16 protein-coding genes are annotated in these 16,967 nt (G+C 75.2%); 6 read left to right on the top strand and 10 right to left on the bottom strand.

Features of this window, described 5'->3' with window-relative positions; all coding sequences use genetic code 11:
* Nucleotides 1-6 precede the first annotated feature (6 nt).
* Nucleotides 7-2,040 carry a SpoIIE family protein phosphatase gene (locus tag ABZ898_RS06855; protein ID WP_361653583.1) on the bottom strand — a complete coding sequence of 678 codons (2,034 nt, stop codon included), beginning with the start codon at nucleotides 2,038-2,040 and terminating at the stop codon, nucleotides 7-9.
* Between the two features lie 153 nt (nucleotides 2,041-2,193).
* On the opposite strand from ABZ898_RS06855, the gene ABZ898_RS06850 reads away from it, so the two are divergent.
* Nucleotides 2,194-3,357 (top strand): spore photoproduct lyase family protein, encoded by a 1,164-nt coding sequence (locus ABZ898_RS06850; protein WP_361653581.1) that lies wholly within the window; start codon nucleotides 2,194-2,196, stop codon nucleotides 3,355-3,357.
* A gap of 7 nt (nucleotides 3,358-3,364) precedes the next feature.
* Here ABZ898_RS06850 and ABZ898_RS06845 read toward each other — a convergent pair whose 3' ends face one another.
* The 3 genes from ABZ898_RS06845 to ABZ898_RS06835 all read right to left on the bottom strand — a co-directional run bounded on the left by ABZ898_RS06845 (nucleotide 3,365) and on the right by ABZ898_RS06835 (nucleotide 6,828).
* Nucleotides 3,365-4,525, bottom strand: a complete 1,161-nt coding sequence (locus ABZ898_RS06845) for an anhydro-N-acetylmuramic acid kinase (protein WP_361653579.1) — start codon at nucleotides 4,523-4,525, stop codon at nucleotides 3,365-3,367.
* Nucleotides 4,479-5,906: an MFS transporter gene (locus tag ABZ898_RS06840; RefSeq protein ID WP_361653577.1), complete on the bottom strand. Its 1,428-nt coding sequence runs from the start codon at nucleotides 5,904-5,906 to the stop codon at nucleotides 4,479-4,481. Before ABZ898_RS06840 ends, ABZ898_RS06845 begins: the two co-directional genes overlap by 47 nt.
* 70 nt (nucleotides 5,907-5,976) lie before the next feature.
* Nucleotides 5,977-6,828 (bottom strand): SDR family oxidoreductase, encoded by an 852-nt coding sequence (locus ABZ898_RS06835; protein WP_361653575.1) that lies wholly within the window; start codon nucleotides 6,826-6,828, stop codon nucleotides 5,977-5,979.
* A gap of 220 nt (nucleotides 6,829-7,048) precedes the next feature.
* Here ABZ898_RS06835 and ABZ898_RS06830 point away from each other — a divergent pair, with 220 nt between their 5' ends.
* Nucleotides 7,049-7,549: a GNAT family N-acetyltransferase gene (locus tag ABZ898_RS06830; RefSeq protein WP_361653573.1), complete on the top strand. Its 501-nt coding sequence runs from the start codon at nucleotides 7,049-7,051 to the stop codon at nucleotides 7,547-7,549.
* Nucleotides 7,550-7,563: 14 nt separating this feature from the next.
* On the opposite strand, the gene ABZ898_RS06825 is transcribed toward ABZ898_RS06830, so the two are convergent.
* The gene (locus tag ABZ898_RS06825; protein WP_361653571.1) at nucleotides 7,564-8,901 is read right to left on the bottom strand and encodes a hypothetical protein; all 1,338 of its coding nucleotides are present in this window, start codon (nucleotides 8,899-8,901) and stop codon (nucleotides 7,564-7,566) included.
* 114 nt (nucleotides 8,902-9,015) lie between these two features.
* On the opposite strand from ABZ898_RS06825, the gene ABZ898_RS06820 reads away from it, so the two are divergent.
* Nucleotides 9,016-10,260 carry a molybdopterin-dependent oxidoreductase gene (locus ABZ898_RS06820; protein WP_361653569.1) on the top strand — a complete coding sequence of 415 codons (1,245 nt, stop codon included), beginning with the start codon at nucleotides 9,016-9,018 and terminating at the stop codon, nucleotides 10,258-10,260.
* A 325-nt stretch (nucleotides 10,261-10,585) separates the two neighbouring features.
* Here ABZ898_RS06820 and ABZ898_RS06815 read toward each other — a convergent pair whose 3' ends face one another.
* From ABZ898_RS06815 to ABZ898_RS06805, 3 genes are all read right to left on the bottom strand, one after another.
* A complete protein-coding gene (locus tag ABZ898_RS06815; protein ID WP_361653567.1) occupies nucleotides 10,586-11,347 on the bottom strand; it encodes a class I SAM-dependent methyltransferase in 762 nt (253 codons plus the stop codon).
* Nucleotides 11,344-11,961, bottom strand: a complete 618-nt coding sequence (locus ABZ898_RS06810; protein ID WP_361653565.1) for a DUF2064 domain-containing protein — start codon at nucleotides 11,959-11,961, stop codon at nucleotides 11,344-11,346. Before ABZ898_RS06810 ends, ABZ898_RS06815 begins: the two co-directional genes overlap by 4 nt.
* Nucleotides 11,962-12,043: 82 nt before the next feature.
* A complete protein-coding gene (locus ABZ898_RS06805) occupies nucleotides 12,044-12,793 on the bottom strand; it encodes a glycosyltransferase family 2 protein (RefSeq protein ID WP_361653563.1) in 750 nt (249 codons plus the stop codon).
* Nucleotides 12,794-12,877: 84 nt separating this feature from the next.
* Here ABZ898_RS06805 and ABZ898_RS06800 point away from each other — a divergent pair, with 84 nt between their 5' ends.
* Both ABZ898_RS06800 and ABZ898_RS06795 read left to right on the top strand, forming a co-directional pair.
* On the top strand, nucleotides 12,878-13,624 hold the full coding sequence (locus ABZ898_RS06800; protein ID WP_361653561.1) for a response regulator transcription factor: 747 nt from the start codon (nucleotides 12,878-12,880) through the stop codon (nucleotides 13,622-13,624).
* 1 nt (nucleotide 13,625) lies between these two features.
* On the top strand, nucleotides 13,626-14,738 hold the full coding sequence (locus ABZ898_RS06795; protein ID WP_361653559.1) for a HAMP domain-containing sensor histidine kinase: 1,113 nt from the start codon (nucleotides 13,626-13,628) through the stop codon (nucleotides 14,736-14,738).
* A 1-nt stretch (nucleotide 14,739) separates the two neighbouring features.
* Here ABZ898_RS06795 and ABZ898_RS06790 read toward each other — a convergent pair whose 3' ends face one another.
* Together ABZ898_RS06790 and ABZ898_RS06785 are read right to left on the bottom strand one after the other, a co-directional pair.
* Complete coding sequence (locus tag ABZ898_RS06790) at nucleotides 14,740-15,729, bottom strand: NAD-dependent epimerase/dehydratase family protein (RefSeq protein WP_361653557.1); 990 nt, start codon at nucleotides 15,727-15,729, stop codon at nucleotides 14,740-14,742.
* Nucleotides 15,730-15,801: 72 nt separating this feature from the next.
* Complete coding sequence (locus ABZ898_RS06785) at nucleotides 15,802-16,356, bottom strand: DUF4334 domain-containing protein (RefSeq protein ID WP_361653555.1); 555 nt, start codon at nucleotides 16,354-16,356, stop codon at nucleotides 15,802-15,804.
* Between the two features lie 196 nt (nucleotides 16,357-16,552).
* Here ABZ898_RS06785 and ABZ898_RS06780 point away from each other — a divergent pair, with 196 nt between their 5' ends.
* Nucleotides 16,553-16,966 carry an SRPBCC family protein gene (locus ABZ898_RS06780; RefSeq protein WP_361653553.1) on the top strand — a complete coding sequence of 138 codons (414 nt, stop codon included), beginning with the start codon at nucleotides 16,553-16,555 and terminating at the stop codon, nucleotides 16,964-16,966.
* The last annotated feature ends 1 nt before the right edge of the window (nucleotide 16,967 follow it).

The raw sequence follows: 16,967 nt of genomic DNA, 5'->3' as shown, positions 1-16,967 counted from the left end.
AGCCGCTCACGGCAGGACCGCGGGGTCGGCCGGGTCCTCCTCCAGCAGTTGCTCGGACCAGATCGTCTTGTCCCGGTGGCTGTGCCGGACGCCCCAGTGGGCGCTGAGGCTCATGACGATGTAGAGGCCCCGGCCGCCCTCGTCGCTCTCGCGGGCGTGACGCAGGTGGGGGCTGGTGCTGTTGGCGTCGGTGACCTCGGTCAGGAGCCGGCCGCGGTCGCGGACGAGACGCAGCCGGATGGGGCCGGTGCCGTAGCGGATGGCGTTGGTGACGAGTTCGCTGACGATCAGCGCCGTGTCGTCGGCCGCCGCGCCGAGGCCCCAGACGGCGAGCTGCTGGTCGGCGAGGCGGCGCGCCGTGCTCACCACGGACGGCTCGGCGGGCAGCGTCCAGTTCGCGACGTGTTCCTCCGGCAGGGTGCGGGTGCGGGCCAGCAGCAGGACGGCGTCGTCGTGGCGGGAGGGCGCCATGCGGTACACGGCGTCGTCGCACAGTTCCCGCAGCGGGCGGTTCGGGGAGGCGAGGGTGTGTTCGAGGGCGCGCCGGGCGGCGGCCGGGTCGTGGCCGCGGGCGCCGAGGAGGCCGCTGGTGTAGTGGGCGAGCACGCTTCCCCGGGGCAGGTCGATCACGGCGGGGGTGAAGACCCGGCCGCCCCCGGCGCCCAGCGGCGGCCCCAGGGGCACGTCCACCGGCACGGGTGATCCGGCGGGGTCGACGATCACCGGGGCCGGGTGCCCGGCCCGCACCATGGCGCAGCGCCGGGAGAGCGGGTTGTAGACGGTGACCGCGCAGGTCGCCACGTAGGCGGCCGAGGCGTCCGCGAGCTGGGAGGCGACCTCGTCAAGGTGCGTCAGCAGCTCGTCCGTCTCCAGGTCCTGGAGGGCGAGCGTGCGCAGGGCGATGCGGAGCTGGCCCATGGTGGCCGCCGCCTCGATGCCGTGTCCGGCGACGTCGCCGACCACGAGGGCGACGCGTGTGCCGGACAGGGGGATGACGTCGAACCAGTCGCCGCCCGCGCTCTCGGGCAGGTACATGTGGGCGGTCTCCACCGCCGACAGGCACGGGACGGTACTGGGCTGGAGCCTGCGCTGCAGGGCGGAGGCCACCGTGTGCTCGCGGCGGTAGCTGCGCGCGTTGTCCAGGTGGGCCGCGGTGGTGGCGGCGGCCTGCCGGGCCACGTCCAGATCGGCCTCCTCGAAGGCGTCCGTCCGGTACCGGTACAGGCTGAGCAGACCGAGCACGGTGTCCCGCACCATGAGCGGTACGACGATCATGGAGTGCACGTCCGCCTCGATCAGCGGCGCGAACGCGTCCGGGTCGGTGGCGAGCCACGGCGTGTCCGGTGCGACGGGCACGATCCGGGCCCGGGTGTCGTTGAGGGCCTGGGTGTACGGGGTCGGGAAGGGGAAGGGACGGCTGTCCCCGTCCTTCCGGGCGGTCACGCTGTCCGCCGGGGCGAAGGACACGCGGCGCAGCGGCACCCGGGCGGACACGGCTCCGGTGGCGGGCGCGTCGTCTAGCAGGTCCACGCTCGCGCCGTCGGCGAAGGCGGGCACGAGCGCGCGTACCAGTTCGTCGGCCGTGGTCCGCACGTCCAGGGTGGAGCCGACGGCCGAGTGCACCGCGCTGAGCACGGCGAGGCGGTCGGCGGCGGCCTGCCGTTCGGTGACGTCCTCGACGACTCCCACCAGGGCGGGACCGCCACCCCGGGAACCGGGCAGCGGGAAGACCGACACCTCCAGCGCGAGTGTCCGGCGCGGGGCCATGGGCGACAGCCCTCGGACCAGGCGGCGCCGCAGCGGGACGCCCCCGGCGAGGGCCTCGTCCATCAGGGCCCGCAGCTCCACGGGGTCGAAGCCGGGCGTGAAGTCCTCGACGTCGTGTCCGAGGACGTCCTCCGGCGCGAGCGCCCGCACCCACCGGCCGGAGGGGTTGTAGCGGGTGACCTTCCGGTCGGCGTCGAAGACGAACAGCCCTTGGGGGGAGTCGCCGAACAGCGCGTTCAGCACCACGGCGTCGTCGACGGGACCGCCTGCCACCACAAGCTCCCTTCGCGGAACGTCCTCCCTCACCTTCTCGCATCGGTGCCCCACGGCAACTCGGCACGGGACGGCCCCCGCGAAGTGGGATGCTGGGAGGGGACCGGGCCGCCCGACCCCGGTCCCCCGCACCCCCGTACCGCCGGAGCCGCCATGCCCCCGCCCTCCTCCCCCGCCGCCGGCGAGCCGGACGCCCTCTTCGGGCTGACCGAGCTGCTGGGCGGCGAGGAGCCGGAGCCGCACGAGCCGTCCGGGCCGGCGTCCGGGCTGCTGGACGTGCGGGAGATCCACGCCGAGCCCGCCGCCGCGCTCTCCCCGCGCGGCCGCCAGGTCATCGCCCGTTTCCCCGGGGCCCGGCTGGTGGAGGTCGGCTCCCACTGGAACATCCCGCACCTGCACGGCAACGAGGGCAACGCCGACCGGTGGGTGCGGGTGAAGCGGCAGACGCTGGTCCTCGGCGTGCGCAAGTCGCTGACCGTGCGGCCCAACGGCCGCTCGGCGGACTGGATCGCCCCCGGCGCGTCCAACGGCTGCGCGATGTCCTGCGCGTACTGCTACGTGCCGCGCCGCAAGGGGTACGCGAACCCGATCACCGTGTTCACCAACATCGGGGACGTCATCGGCGCCCTGGAGCGCCACATCACCTCCCTCGGCCCGAAGCAGGAGCCCACGCAGTGCGACGCGGGGCGCTGGGTGTACGACATCGGGGAGAACGGGGACTGCTCGGTGGACGCGCTGATCTGCGACAACACCGCCGATCTCGTCGCCGCCTTCCGGGGGTGGCCCACCGCGATGGCCTCGTTCGCCACCAAGTACGTCAACCGGGACCTGCTCGCCCTGGACCCGCGCGGTTCGACGCGGGTCCGCTTCTCGCTGATGCCGCCCGGCGACTCCCGGCTGCTGGACGTGCGGACCAGTCCGGTGGCCGAACGGATCTCCGCCGCCGGGGACTTCCTGGACGCGGGGTACGAGGTGCACTTCAACCTGTCCCCGGTCGTGCTGCGGCCGGGCTGGGCTCAGGACTGGGCCGGCCTGCTGCGCCACCTGGACGACGTGCTGCCCGCGCGGGTGAAGGCGCAGGCGGCGGCCGAGGTGATCATGCTGACGCACAACCGGCAGTTGCACGACGTGAACCTGCGCTGGCACCCGCGCGCCGAGGACGTGCTGTGGCGCCCGGAGATCCAGCAGGCCAAGCGCTCGGAGAACGGCGCGCTGAACGTGCGGTACCGCGACGACGTCAAGCGGGAGGGCGTGCGGCGGCTGACGGAGCTGGTCGCGGCGCACGCGCCGTGGCTGCGGGTGCGGTACGCGTTCTGAGGCCCGCTCACTCCAGCTTCAGCCGCACCGGTCCCCGCTCCGCCGGGGCGGGCAGCCGCAGCGCGTCGCGGCCGGGGGTCAGCGAGCCCAGGACGCTGGGACGGCGGGCGCCCGTGCAGGCGGGGTCGGTGCCCGCGAGGCCGTGCAGGGTGAGGAAGCCCAGGACCGCGAAGGCGTACGCCTCCTTGGCGTCCGAGGGCAGGCCCAGGTCGTCCGAGACGCGCACCGGGACGCCGGGGAGCCGGGCGGCGAGCGCGCGCATCAGGGCGGGGTTGCGGGTGCCGCCACCGGAGGCGACGACCTCGGTGGCAGAGACCCCGCGTACGGCGTCCGCGATCGTGCGAGCCGTCAGTTCGGTGAGCGTGGCCAGGACGTCCTCGGCCGGGACACCGGCGAGCATCTCCGGTGGGGCCGTGGCCCGCAGATAGCCGGGGTGGAACACCTCCTTGCCGGTCGTCTTGGGGGCGGGGCGCGCGTAGTACGGGTCGGCCGACAGCAGCTGAAGCAGCGGGCCGTGCACCCGGCCGGCCGCGGCGAGCGCGCCGTCCGTGTCGTGGGCCAGCCGGCCGCCGCTGCACTCCCGTGCCGCCGCGTCCAGGAGCGCGCATCCGGGGCCGGTGTCGAAGGCCGTGCCGTCGGGCGCGGTGAGGTTGGCGATGCCGCCGATGTTCAGGGCGACCGGCGTCCCCGGCCTGCCGCGCAGCCACAGCAGGTCGACCAGGCCGACCAGCGGCGCGCCCTGGCCGCCCGCGGCGACGTCGCGGGGCCGGAAGTCGGAGACGACCGGCAGCCCGGTGGCCTCGGCGATCCAGGCGGGCTGCCCAAGCTGCAGGGTGCCGTGCACCCGGCCGCCGTCCACCCAGTGGTAGACCGTCTGCCCGTGCGAGGCCACCAACTCCGCTCGTCCGCCGCACAGTTCGGTGTCGGCCCGGACGGCCGTCGCGGCGAACGCCTGCCCGATCCGGGTGTCCAGCCGGCACACGTCGGCCAGCGGTACGGCCGCCGGGGGCAGCGCGCCCGCGAGCAGGTCCCGCAGCCCGGCGTCGTACGGCTCGCTCACCATGCCGAGCCGTTCGAGGATGAGGGTGTCCCCGGCGAGGCGCAGCTCGGCCGCCGCCGCGTCAATCCCGTCGTACGACGTCCCCGACATCAGACCGATCACCCGCATCCGTCCGACCCGCCTTTCCCGTGGTGCTGCTGCCATCGGTGCTGTTGACATCGGTACCGCTCACGTCGGTGCCGTCGAAAGCGGCGTTCTCGAGAGCGGTGTTCTTGAAGAGGGCGAGCATGCTCACCGCGCAGGCCGCCGCCGCGTAGTAGGCGGGCACGTCCACGTTCCCGGTCCGCTTCACGGCCTCCGTGATGATGAGCCCCGCGCAGCCCGAGAACACCGCATTGGACAGGGCGTAGGCGAGTCCGAGGCCGGTGCAGCGCACCCGGGTCGGGAACATCTCGGCGAGCAGGGCGGGACCCGGACCGGCCATCAGCCCGACGACCGCGCCCGCGAGCAGTACCGCGAGCACCTTGAACGGGGTGGAGGTGTCCTCGCCGCGCAGGACGCCGAGCAGGGGCACCGCGAGGACCACGACCAGCGCGGCGCCCGCCAGCATCACCGGCCGCCGCCCGATCCGGTCGCTGAGGAGGCCCGCCGGGATGATCGTGGCGGCGAAGCCGAGGTTGGCCAGCACGGTCGCGGTGAGCGCCTCGCGGAAGGTCGCGTGCAGGGCCGTCTGGAGGTAGGACGGCAGGACGACGAGGAAGGCGTACCCGGCGGCCGACCACCCCATCACCCGTCCGGCGCCCAGCGCGACGGCCCAGGCCACCTGCCGCGCGGGGAGCACCCGCGCCACCTCCGGCGCCCTCTCCCTGAACGGCGGCGTCTCGTCCAGCCGCAGCCGCAGCCACAGCGCGCCCGCGCCCATGGGCAGCGCGAGCAGGAACGGCACCCGCCATCCCCACGCGTTCAGCTCCGCCACGGTCAGCACGCTCGCCAGCACCGCGGCGACACCGGCCCCGGCAAGCAGCCCCAGCGCGACGGTGAACGACTGCCATGCCCCGTACAGCCCCCGCCTGCCCGGCGGCGCGAACTCGGTCATCACGGCGACGGCGCCGCCGAACTCCCCGCCCGCCGAGAGCCCTTGGAGCACCCGGAGCAGGGTCAGCAGCCAGGGTGCCAGGACCCCGGCCGTGGCGTAGGTCGGCAGGACGCCGATCAGTGCCGTCGTCACCGTCATCAGGGAGATCACCAGGATCAGCACCGGCCGCCGTCCCACGCGGTCCCCGAGCCGGCCGAACAGGGCCGCGCCGACCGGCCGGAAGAAGAAGGCCAGCGCGAAGGAGGCGTACGTCTTCACCAGGCCCTCGACGGTGCCGCCGCCGGCCGGGGTGAAGAACCGTTCCGCGATGACCGTGGCGAAGTAGCCGTAGACACCGAACTCGTACCACTCGATGAAGTTGCCCACCGACCCGGCGGCCAGCGCCCGCACGGACGGCCTGCGCCCCTCGGCTGCCGGCCGCCCGGCGGCACGCTCCTCGTGATTCAGCTCCATGGCAGCCATAGGTGCCCGGACGGGGGCGCGGTTATCCGGGCGGACGGTCACGGAGTGCGCCGTGGGCGGGTCAGGCGACCGGTGCCGTCGCCGTGGTGGTCTCCGGGTCGTGGAGGAGGGCGCGGGCCGCGGTGAGTTCGTCGCGGGCCGCCGCCTCGGCCGCCTCCAGGAAGGCGAAGGCGTCCGCTCCGACGGGCACACGGACCGGTGCCGCCCGCGCCCCGACCAGTCGCAGGACCTGGGCGGCGAACATCTCGGGGCGGTTCATCGCGGGGTCGTCCGCCATGCCGCTCAGCGCCGCCCGCATGTCCCGGGTGACGTCGGCGTAGGCGGGGACCTGTGCGGCGGTCCGGGCCAGGGCGGCGCCGTAGCGCGTGGCGAATCCGCCGGGCTCGACCGCGGTCACCCGGATGCCGAAGGGCGCGGCCTCCGCCGCGAGCACCTGGCTCATGCCCTCCAGCGCGTACTTGCCCGCCACGTAGGCGGACAGGCCGGGGAAGCCGACGCGGCCGGCGAGGGAGGAGACGTTGACGATGTGCCCGCCGCCCTGGCGGCGCATGTGCGGGAGCACCAGGCGGGCCAGCCGCGCCGGTGCCACCGCGAGGACCTCCAGCTGGTCGCGCAGTTCGTCGTCCCCGACCTCCTCCAGCGCGCCGAACAGGCCCGCCCCGGCGTTGTTCACCAGCACGTCCACTCCGCCGAAGCGCTCGACGGCGTGGGCCACCGCCGCTTCGCACTGCCCGGCGTCGCGCACGTCGAGTGCCGCCGTCGTCACCAGGTCCGGGAACCTGGTCGCGAGGTCGCGCAGCACGGCGGGGCGGCGGGCCGTGGCGACCAGCCGGTCGCCCGCCTCCGCCACGGCCTCCGCCAGCGCCCGCCCCAGTCCGGACGAACAGCCCGTCACCAGCCATCGCCGCGTCATGCGTCCCCCCTCGTCACGGCCGCCGCGGCGGCCGTTGTCGCGGCCGTCGTGGTGCGCCGCGGCCTGGCCGCCCGCGTCGATCGTGACAGCCGCGGGCGGGACCCGCAGGAGCGCACGAGGCGCGCGGGGAGGGGCGCGTACGAGCACGGTCCGCACGCGTGCGCGCCCCGCCCGCGCCGACGGCGGGACCCGCCGGGCGCCGAGGCCGTACAGTCGACCGGTGCCCGAGCTGACGCGACTCGCCCCCGAACTCGCCCCGGCGGTGCTGGCTTTCGAGCTGGACAACCGGGACTACTTCGCCGCCGCCGTCTCCGACCGGGGCGAGGCGTACTTCGCCCGCTTCGGCGACCGGTACGACGCGCTGCTCGCCGAACAGGCCGCCGGGGACTGCGCGTTCTACGTGCTTCTCACGGAGGACGGCACGGTCATGGGCCGGTTCAACCTCTACGACCTGCGGGACGGTACGGCGGAACTCGGCTACCGGGTGGCGCGGCAGGCCGCCGGGCGGGGCGTGGCCACGGCGGCCGTACGGGAGTTGTGCGAACTGGCGGTGACCCGGCACGCCCTGCACACGCTGCGTGCGGCCACCTCCCACGAGAACGCCGCCTCCCGGCGCGTGCTGCTGAAGTCCGGCTTCGTCCGCACCGGCCCGGCCGGTCCGGCGGACCTCGGGGGCAGGACGGGGAGCTGGTACCGGCTCGCTCTTCCGCCGGTCCGGTAGAACGCCGGAGCGGGTCACCAGCCCGTCAGCAGCAGGTGGTTGATCAGCAGCGCCAGGACCGCCTGCGCCGCCAGCCAGATCCGGGGGCGCGGGAGGAACGCGCACGCGGGCAGCAGCCACACCGCGAAGGGCAGCCAGATGCGTTCCGTCTCCGCCTTGCTCATGCCGGACAGGTCCGCGATCAGCAGGGCCGCCAGGGCGGCGCAGACGACGAGGGCGAGGCGCGTGGCGGCGCGGTCGTCCCGGTGGGTGAGGGCGCCGGCCGTGCGCGGGAGGGCGGCCGCCGTCGCCGTGCCGGTGATGACCGCCGTACAGGCGAGGTTGGCCCAGACCCAGTAGCCGTAGGGGCGGGTGCCGCCCACTCCCTGATAGTACCGGGTCACCAACAGGTGATACGCCGTCCACCAGTTGAAGCCGAGGAGGGCGAACACGACCGGGACGACGGCCAGTTGGGCCAGGAAGACGGGGATCATCGCCGGGCGGGCGCGGAGGTCGGCCCGGGTGAGGAGGAGCGCCGCGAGCGCGATCAGGGCGACGAGGGCGAGACCGTAGGAGAGGTAGCAGGTCAGGCCGAAGAGCAGGCCGGAGGCTCCCGCCCAGGGCAGGGAGCGCCGGGTGAGGGCGAGCGCGAGGCACGCGAGGGCCCAGGCGGCCACCGCCGCGAAGTACGCGTCGGCCGAGGCGCCCATCCAGACCGCGGCCGGGGCGAGGACGAGGAAGGGCGCCGCGCGCCGGGCGAGGCGTTCGTCCGCCAGCGCGCGCACGGCGACCAGGACGGCGGCGCAGGCGGACCCGCCGAGCACGACGCACCACATACCGGCCCAGCCGCCCCCGCCCAGCCCGATCCGGTCGAGCAGGACGAAGGTGAGGGTGGCGGCGGGGGGATGGCCCGCGATGTGGGCGGGCCACTTGCCGGGGACGCCGTCGACGATGTGGTCCTCGAAGCCGCGCAGGGCGGCCGGGATGTCGTGGAACCTGTCGATCACCTGGAGGTACTCGTTCCCGGTGGTGAGCCGTACGGCGATGCCGTCGTGCCAGCCGTCGACCAGGGCGAGCGAGACGATCCAGGCGGCGGACGCGGCCCAGGCCGCCCAGGGCAGGGCGCGCCAGGGCAGTCGGCCGGCGAGCGCGGGGCCGTAGGCGACCCCGGCGGCGGCGAGCACGAGCGCGGCCGGGGTGCCCGGGCCGACGTGCGGGTCCCAGTCGGCGAAGAGCGGCGGCCAGTGCACGAACAGGGTGCGGTGGGCGTCCTGGATGTGACGGCCGGCCACGATGGCGGCCGTCACGAGCAGTACGGCCGCCGCGGCGGCGTACAGGTCGCGGTGCGAGGTGCGGGAAGAGCGGTCGATCACACCGGAGACGCTAGGCCGTGAGAGCGTGCCCGGTGCGCCGTCCGGGCCGGACGTCAGCGTTTCGTCATGGGTCACGCACCCGTTCCGGGGGGTTTCCCGGCCTACGGTCGGAGCATGCGCGACGGCCCCCGGCTTCCCTCCTCCCCCCGCTTCTGGCGCAGTCCCCTCCGTGGCACCTGGTTCACCGCGGTGCTGGGGCTGGTCCTGCTCGGCGGCATCACCGTCCTGTTCGTGACCGGCCTGGTGTCCTACGCCGCCTACAACCCGGACCTCTCGCCGGTGAACGACACGACTCCGGACAAGGGGCTGCTGGGCTTCTACCTGTTCGACTGGCCGGCCGGGCCGTCCTGGCTGTACCGGCTCTCCCAGGGGGTCCACGTCACGCTGGGCGTCACCCTGGTCCCGGTGCTGCTGGCCAAGCTGTGGTCGGTGGTGCCGAAGCTGTTCACCCTGCCGCCGGCCCGCTCACCGGCGCACGCGCTGGAACGCCTCTCCCTGCTGCTCCTGGTCGGGGGCGCCCTGTTCCAGTTCGTCACCGGGCTGCTCAACATCCAGCTGGAGTACGTCTTCCCGGGCTCGTTCTACCCCCTGCACTTCTACGGCGCGTGGGTGTTCATCGCCGCGTTCGCCGTGCACGCGGTCCTGCGGACGCCGATGGCGCTGCGCACCGTACGGGCGTGGCGGCGCGGGGAGGCCGGTGACGAGGCGGGACTCGCGGCGCCGGAGCCCGCGCCGCCGACCGCGTCCCGGCGCGGTGCGCTGTGGCTGGTCGGCGGCGGGTCGCTGCTGCTGTTGGTGACGACCGTGGGGCAGAGCCTGGGCGGTCCGCTGCGCCGCACCGCGCTGCTCGCGCCGCACGGCGGGTCCGACCCCGGTGGCGGCCCGAACGGCTTCCAGATCAACAAGACGGCCCGCTACGCCGGGATCACCGACGCCGACACCCACCCCGACGCCTGGCGGCTGGCCGTCACCGGTCCGGCGGGCACGGTGCGGCTCAGCCGGGCCGATCTGCTGCGGCTGCCGCAGCACAGCGCGTCGCTGCCCATCGCGTGTGTGGAGGGCTGGTCGACGGCGGATCAGTGGTGGCGCGGGGTCAGGCTGCGCGACCTCGCCGCGCTCGCCGGGTACGACGGCGATCCGCCGGACGTGCTCGTGGAGTCGGTCCAGCGGCACGGCGCCTTCCGGCGGGCCGCGCTGCGCGCCAACCAGGTGTCCGACCCGCGCTCCCTGCTCGCCCTGTATGTCAACGGCGAGGAGTTGTCCCCCGACCACGGCTATCCGGCGCGGATCATCGTGCCCGCCGCTCCCGGCGTCCACAACACCAAGTGGGTGGGCCGGCTGACCTTCGGAGATCTGTGATGCGCCTGCCGAAGTGGCGTTCCCTCGCGGGCAGTCCGCTGCAACTGCTGCTGCTCGTCTGTTCGTTCGCGCTCGTCGCGTACGCGGGTGTGCGGCTGCTCTCCCACGACGCGCTCGCGGTGGTGCTGTGGTTCGTCGGGGCGGCGCTCCTGCACGACCTGGTGCTGCTGCCGCTGTACTCCGCGCTGGACCGCTCGGTGACGGCCGGTGCCGCCCGGGCCGGGCAGCAGCGCGGCCGGGTGCTGTACGTGCGCGTGCCCGCCGTGCTGTCCGGGCTGGCGCTGCTGGTGTGGTGCCCGCTGGTCCTCGGCCTGTCGGCCGACCGCTACCGGTCGGCCACGGGGCTCGACCCGGACGTGTTCCTCTCCCGCTGGCTGCTGATCACGGCCGTGCTCTTCGGCGGCTCCGCCCTGCTGCTCCTCCTGCGGCTGCGCAGGGCGACGAAACACCGCTCCCCCGACGTCCACTGAGCGGTCCGGGGCCATCCCCCGCGCCGCGCGAGTTCCAGCAGCGCGGGGGTGCCGATGCGGGCCCAGGGGAACGGTTCGCCGACCGCTCCCCCGCCGTGGGCCACGTCCACCACCCGTACGCGGGCCCGCTCGTCGACGTCGCCGGGCGCGGTCTCGGCGATCAGCAGGCCGCCGGGGCGCAGCAGTTCCCGCATCCGGCCCAGCAGGGCGGCCACGTCACCGCCGATGCCGACGTTGCCGTCCATGAGCAGCACGGTGCCCCAGGCGCCCTCGCCGGGCAGCGGGTCGAACACCGAGCGGTGCAGCGCCCGGCCGCCGAGCGTGTGGGTGCGGGCCACCGCGGCCTCGCTCACGTCGACACCGAGGGCGCTGCGGCCGCGTGCGGCGAGTTCCGCGACCAGCCGGCCGGGACCGCAGCCCACGTCGAGCACGGTCCCCTCGCAGTGGTCGAGCACCGCCCGGTCCACGGCGTCGGCGGCGGCGCACCAGCGCTCCACGTCCAGCGGCAGCAGCCAGCCGTCGCCCCGGCGCAGGAACAGCGGGCCCCGGCCGGTGCGCAGCGCGGTGGCGTAGGGGTCGGAGGCGGCCCAGGCGGGACTCGCGGTGGCGGTGCTCATGACGCTCCCGGGTGGGTGAGGGCCGCCAGTCGTGCGGCGAAGGCGGTGTCCGGCGCCAGGGCGGCGACGGCGTGCGCGTCGGCGGCGGTGTCGACGTCCCGCAGCCGGGGCAGGTCGTGTACGCGCAGCCCGGCCGCGGCGAGCCGCTCGCGCTGCACGGTCCCCGTCTCGGGCACGGACATCGGCACGCCGCGCAGCAGTCCGGGTTCGGGGCGGGCGAGGCCGAGGGCCCAGAAGCCGCCGTCGTCGGCCGGGCCGAAGCGGGCGTCGCAGTCGGTGAAGTCCGTGCTCAGCAGGTCCGGGGTGATCTGCGGGGTGTCCATGCCGACCAGCAGGGTGGGTCCGGCGCAGCGGGCGAAGGCGTCCGCGAGACGTTCGTCGAGGCCGCCCGGACACTGCGGCACGACCTCGAATCCGTCCGGCAGCCAGGGACCGGGCCGCCCTTCCAGCATCAGGACCCGCCGGTCGGCGGGGGCGGCCGCGACGGCACGCAGCGTGTCCGCGAGCGCGGCCTCGGCGAGCCCGGCGGCCTGCTCGGGCGAGAACGGCGGGGTGAGCCGCGTCTTGACCCGGCCCGGCCTGGGTTCCTTCGCGATGACGAGGAGAGTGGTCATGGGCGTTCTCCTGGGACCGGGGCGAAAAGGGCGCGGTCGGATACGGCTCGCTCGCCGCCGGCGCCGGCGGGAAACCCTGTCGTCACCGGGTACCCCCTTGCGCCGAGCGCTCCCGCCGAGCCGGGGGCGCCTCGCGGAGCACGCCGCTCATGTCCCGTACCGCGTGCCAGGTGCCGCGCCAGGTGCCCGTGACCTTGGAGGTGCCGGAGCGGGGCAGGTACGGCACGTCGTGCTCGGTGACGCGCCAGCCCGCGTCGGCCGCGCGGACCACCATCTGCAGGGGGTAGCCGCTGCGCCGGTCGGTGAGACCGAGGCCGAGCAGCTCCTCGCGGCGGGCGGCGCGCAGCGGGCCCAGGTCGCGCAGGGCGAGGCCGGTGCGGCGGCGCAGCAGCAGGGAGAGGGCGAGGTTGCCGGCGCGGGCGTGGGCGGGCCAGCTCCCGCGGCCCCGCGGACGGCGGCGCCCGAGCACCAGGTCGGCCTGCCCCGCGCGCACCTCCTCGACGAAGGGCACCAGCAGGCCGGGGTCGAGGGAGGCGTCGCAGTCGCAGAAGCAGACCACGTCGGCGGTGGCGGCGAGCAGCCCGGCGTGGCAGGCGGCGCCGAAGCCGCGCCGTTCCTCGCGCACGACGGTGGCGCCGTGGGCGCGGGCGATCTCGGCGGAGCCGTCGGTGGAGCCGTTGTCCACGACGAGCGCGCGCCAGCCCGGCGGGATGCGGTTCAGCACCCAGGGCAGCGCCTCGGCCTCGTCCAGGCAGGGCAGCACGACGTCGACGGCGGCGGGGGATGGGGGTGAGGTGGTCACGTCTTTCACCCTACGAACCAGAATCGCCATGAATCGGACTTCCGGTCCTTACGAAACGCGGACGTCCGGGCCCTGCCGCCGTTCCGGCGCGGAAGCGGTGCCAGGCTGGTGGGCATGGAGCAGCACCGCACAGCCCCGCCTTCCGACGCCCGCGCCCGGGTCCTCGTCGTGGACGACGACCCGACGGTGGCGGAGGTCGTCGCCGGGTACCTGACCCACGCCGGCCACGAGGTGGACCGCGCCGCCGACGGCCCCTCCGCCCTGGCCCGGGCCGAGGGGCGGCGGCCGGACCTGGTGGTGCTCGACCTGATGCTGCCCGGCATGGACGGCCTCCAGGTGTGCGCGCGGCTGCGCGAGCGCGGCCCGGTCCCGGTCATCATGCTCACCGCGCGCGGTGATGAGGAGGACCGGGTGCTGGGCCTGGAGGTCGGCGCGGACGACTACGTGACGAAGCCGTTCAGCCCGCGCGAACTCGTGCTGCGCGTGGAGTCGGTGCTGCGCCGCTCGCGCCCCGCCGCCCGGTCGCAGGCCCCGTCCGGGCCGCTCGCGGCGGCGGGCCTGAGCCTCGATCCGGGCGCCCGCCGCGCCACCAAGAACGGCGCGGAACTCGCGCTCACGCTACGGGAGTTCGACCTGCTGGCCTTCCTGCTGCGGCATCCGGGGCGCGCCTTCGGCCGCGAGGAGCTGATGCGGGAGGTGTGGGGCTGGGACTTCGGCGACCTGTCCACGGTGACCGTCCATGTGCGCCGGCTGCGCGGCAAGATCGAGGACGATCCGGCCCGGCCGCGGCTGATCCGTACCGTCTGGGGCGTGGGCTACCGCTTCGAACCCGACGCCGCCGCCGGACCGGAGGAGGTCTGAGATGCGCGACAACCTGCTCATCGCCCTCTACGCCTTCCTCGGCGCCGCCGCCTCCGGCCTGCTGGGCGCCGTCGCGCTGCGGCTGGTCCGGCGCCGCTCGCTGACCGCCTCGCTCGCCGTGGTGTCGGGGGTCGGCGTCTTCGCGATGCTGGCGGGCACGATGGCGGTGGCCTGGGCCATGTTCCTGTCGCCGCACGACCTGCGCGTGGTCACCACGGTCGTCGCCATGGCGGCCGCCGTGTCCCTGCCGACCGCGCTGCTCCTGGGCCGCCGGGTGGTCGCCCGCAGCCGGGAACTGACGTACGCGGCACGCAACTTCGGGGACGGCGACACCTTCGCCGCGCCGTCCGCCCCGGCAACCGCCGAACTCGACGCCCTGAGCCGGGAACTGGCCGCGACCAGCGCCCGGCTGGCCGCCTCCCGCGAACGGGAGCGCGCCCTGGAGGCGTCCCGGCGCGAACTGGTCGCCTGGATCTCGCACGACCTGCGCACCCCGCTGGCCGGTCTGCGCGCCATGTCGGAGGCGCTGGAGGACGGGGTGGCCGCCGACCCCGCCCGCTATCTGCGGCAGATCCGCACCGAGGTGGAACGCCTGGACGGCATGGTGGGCGACCTCTTCGAGCTGTCCCGCATCCACGCGGGGACGCTCCCGCTGAGCCCCACCCGGATCTCGCTGTACGACCTGGTGGGCGACGCCCTCGCCGGGGTCGGCCCGCTCGCCCGCGAGCACGGGGTGCGGCTGGTGGGCGACGGGGTGCGGCCGGTGCCCGTCGAGGTGGACGGCCGGGAGATGAGCCGGGTCATCGCCAACCTGCTGGTCAACGCCATCCGCCGGACCCCGGCCGACGGCACGGTCGCGGTGGCGGCCCGGCGGGAGCCGGAGGGTGTGGTGCTGTCGGTGACGGACGGCTGCGGCGGCATCCCCGAGGAGGACCTGCCCCGTGTCTTCGACACCGGCTGGCGGGGCACGCACGCGCGTACGCCCCCGGCGGGTGCGGGGCTCGGGCTGGCGATCGTGCGGGGGATCGTGGAGGCGCACCAGGGGCGGGCGAGCGTGCGGAACATCCCCGGCGGCTGCCGCTTCGAGGTGACGCTGCCCGCCCCGGCCTCCTGACTCAGCCGGCCGCGGCGAACTCCGCCATCCCGTCGGCGAAGGTGACGCGCGGCTCCCAGGGCAGTTCGGCGCGCAGCCGTGAGGAGTCGGCGGTGATGTGCCGTACGTCCCCGAGCCGGTACTCGCCGGTGACCACCGGTTCCGGCCCGCCGTGCGCGGCGGCGAGCGCGCGGGCCAGCTCGCCGACCGTACGGGGCTCGCCGCTGCCGGTGTTGTACGCGGTGAGGGTGCCCGGCCGCTCCGGTGCCTCCAGCGCCGCCGTGTTCGCGGCCGCGACATCCCGTACGTGCACGAAGTCGCGGCGCTGGCCCCCGTCCTCGAACACCCTGGGGGCCTCGCCGCGCCGCAGCGCGGAGCGGAAGAACGAGGCGACGCCCGCGTACGGGGTGTCGCGGGGCATCCGGGGGCCGTACACGTTGTGGTAGCGCAGGGAGAGCGCCGTGCCGCCGGTGGTCCGCGCCCACGCGGCGGCCAGGTGCTCCTGCGCCAGCTTGGTGGCGGCGTAGACGTTGCGCGGGTCGGCCGGGGCGTCCTCGCCGACCAGTCCGGGGGCGAGGGCGGTGCCGCAGACCGGGCAGGGCGGCTCGTAGCGGCCCGCCTTCAGATCGGCCTCGGCGCGCGGGCCCGGCCGGACGACACCGTGGACGGGGCACTCGTAGCGGCCCTCGCCGTAGACCACCATCGACCCGGCGAGCGCCAGCCGTCCCACACCCGCCTCGGCCATCGCGGCGAGCAGGACGGCGGTGCCGAGGTCGTTGCGGGAGACGTACTCGGCCGCGTCGGCGACGCCGTTGCCGAGGCCCACCATGGCCGCCTGGTGGCAGACGGCGTCCACGCCGCCGAGGGCGCGGGCGACGGCCGCCGGGTCGCGGACGTCGGCGGCGGGGTCCTCGCGGACGTCGTACACCACGGCCTCGTGGCCGGACGCCCGCAGCGCGTCCACGACATGCGACCCGATGAATCCGGCACCGCCGGTGACCAATACACGCATGGCCCCAAACTAGGCCCGCCCCCGGCCGCTCCGGTGCCGCACCGCCCCGACGTCACCACTCGGTAAGAACCGCTACCGCTCCATCCGCAGCGAGTCGTCCCGGCGCAGCACGAAGACGTACGGGCTGCGCAGGCCGCGCATGTCCATCAGGCCGAGCACGGCGTCGTCGGACAGGCGGCGGAAGACGTCGTTGACCGGGACCTGGTCGTAGATCATCGTCGCGGTGTCCGTGCCCCGGTACCGGGTGGTGCGCAGCCGGGCCCTGGGCGACCGCGTCCGCAGGACGGGCCGCAGGCTCCCGACCGGCCCGGCGAGCGAGCGGTCGCGCAGCCCCGGCAGCCTGCGGGTGAGTCCGAGTCCGAGGAACGCCTTCGCCGGGTCGAACGCCCACAACGAGGCCCCGTCCGGCGCCGGGAACAGCAGGGGGTGCACGGTCTCGGCGTCCACGAACCGCTTCCCCCACCACCCGGTGGCGGCGAGCAGCCCGTCCATCGGATGCCCGGTGGGGACTTCGGCACCGCGCCACGTGCCGAACATGAAGTCCGGCTCGACGCTCCCGGCGGAGTCGAACACCTCCAGAGCCTCGGCGGTGGTGCCCGGCACCTGAGCGAACAGGTCCTTCAGCATGCGCGATCCCCTTCGTCCGGCGTGCGGTTCAGTATGCGGGGCGCCCCCACACCCTCCGCTTCGCGGCACCCTGGCAGGCCACGTCCGCGCCGGCCACCGCGCGGGCACTGCGCCGGCCGGTGCATCGGTTCACCCGCACGGGCGTACCGGCCCGCTCCCGCCGTTACCGGTTCCCCGGCCGGGGCAGAGCGGGACCATGGGTAACTACGACGACTCGATCACCGTGGCCGTCCCGGCCGACCGCCTCTTCGACTACCTCGCGGACGTGGAGAACCTCCCCGCCTACCTCCCCCGGCTGACCTCGGTCGAGCCGGAGGGCGGCGACCGCGTCACCGTCACCGCGCACATCGACCCGCCGGGCGAGCCCGAGCAGGACGTCACCAGCCAGGCGTGGGTGCACGTGCTGGAGGACGGCAAGAGCCTGGAGTGGGGCGCCCCCGGCCCCGACGACTACCACGGGCGGCTGCACGTGGCCGCGGGCGAGGAGGCGGGCAGCTCGCGGCTGACCGTCGAGCTGCACACCGACAACGTCGAGGGCGAGCACGTCAGCCGCGGGCTTCAGGAGGCCCTGCGCGGCATCAAGCGCGCCGCCGAGCACTCCGTCCGCTGAC

Source organism: Streptomyces sp. NPDC046860 (assembly GCF_040645115.1).
In the GTDB taxonomy this organism is placed as follows: Bacteria; Actinomycetota; Actinomycetes; order Streptomycetales; family Streptomycetaceae; genus Streptomyces.
The sequence above is the reverse complement of the archived record's forward strand: the minus strand, read 5'-3'. Positions and strand labels throughout refer to the sequence as shown.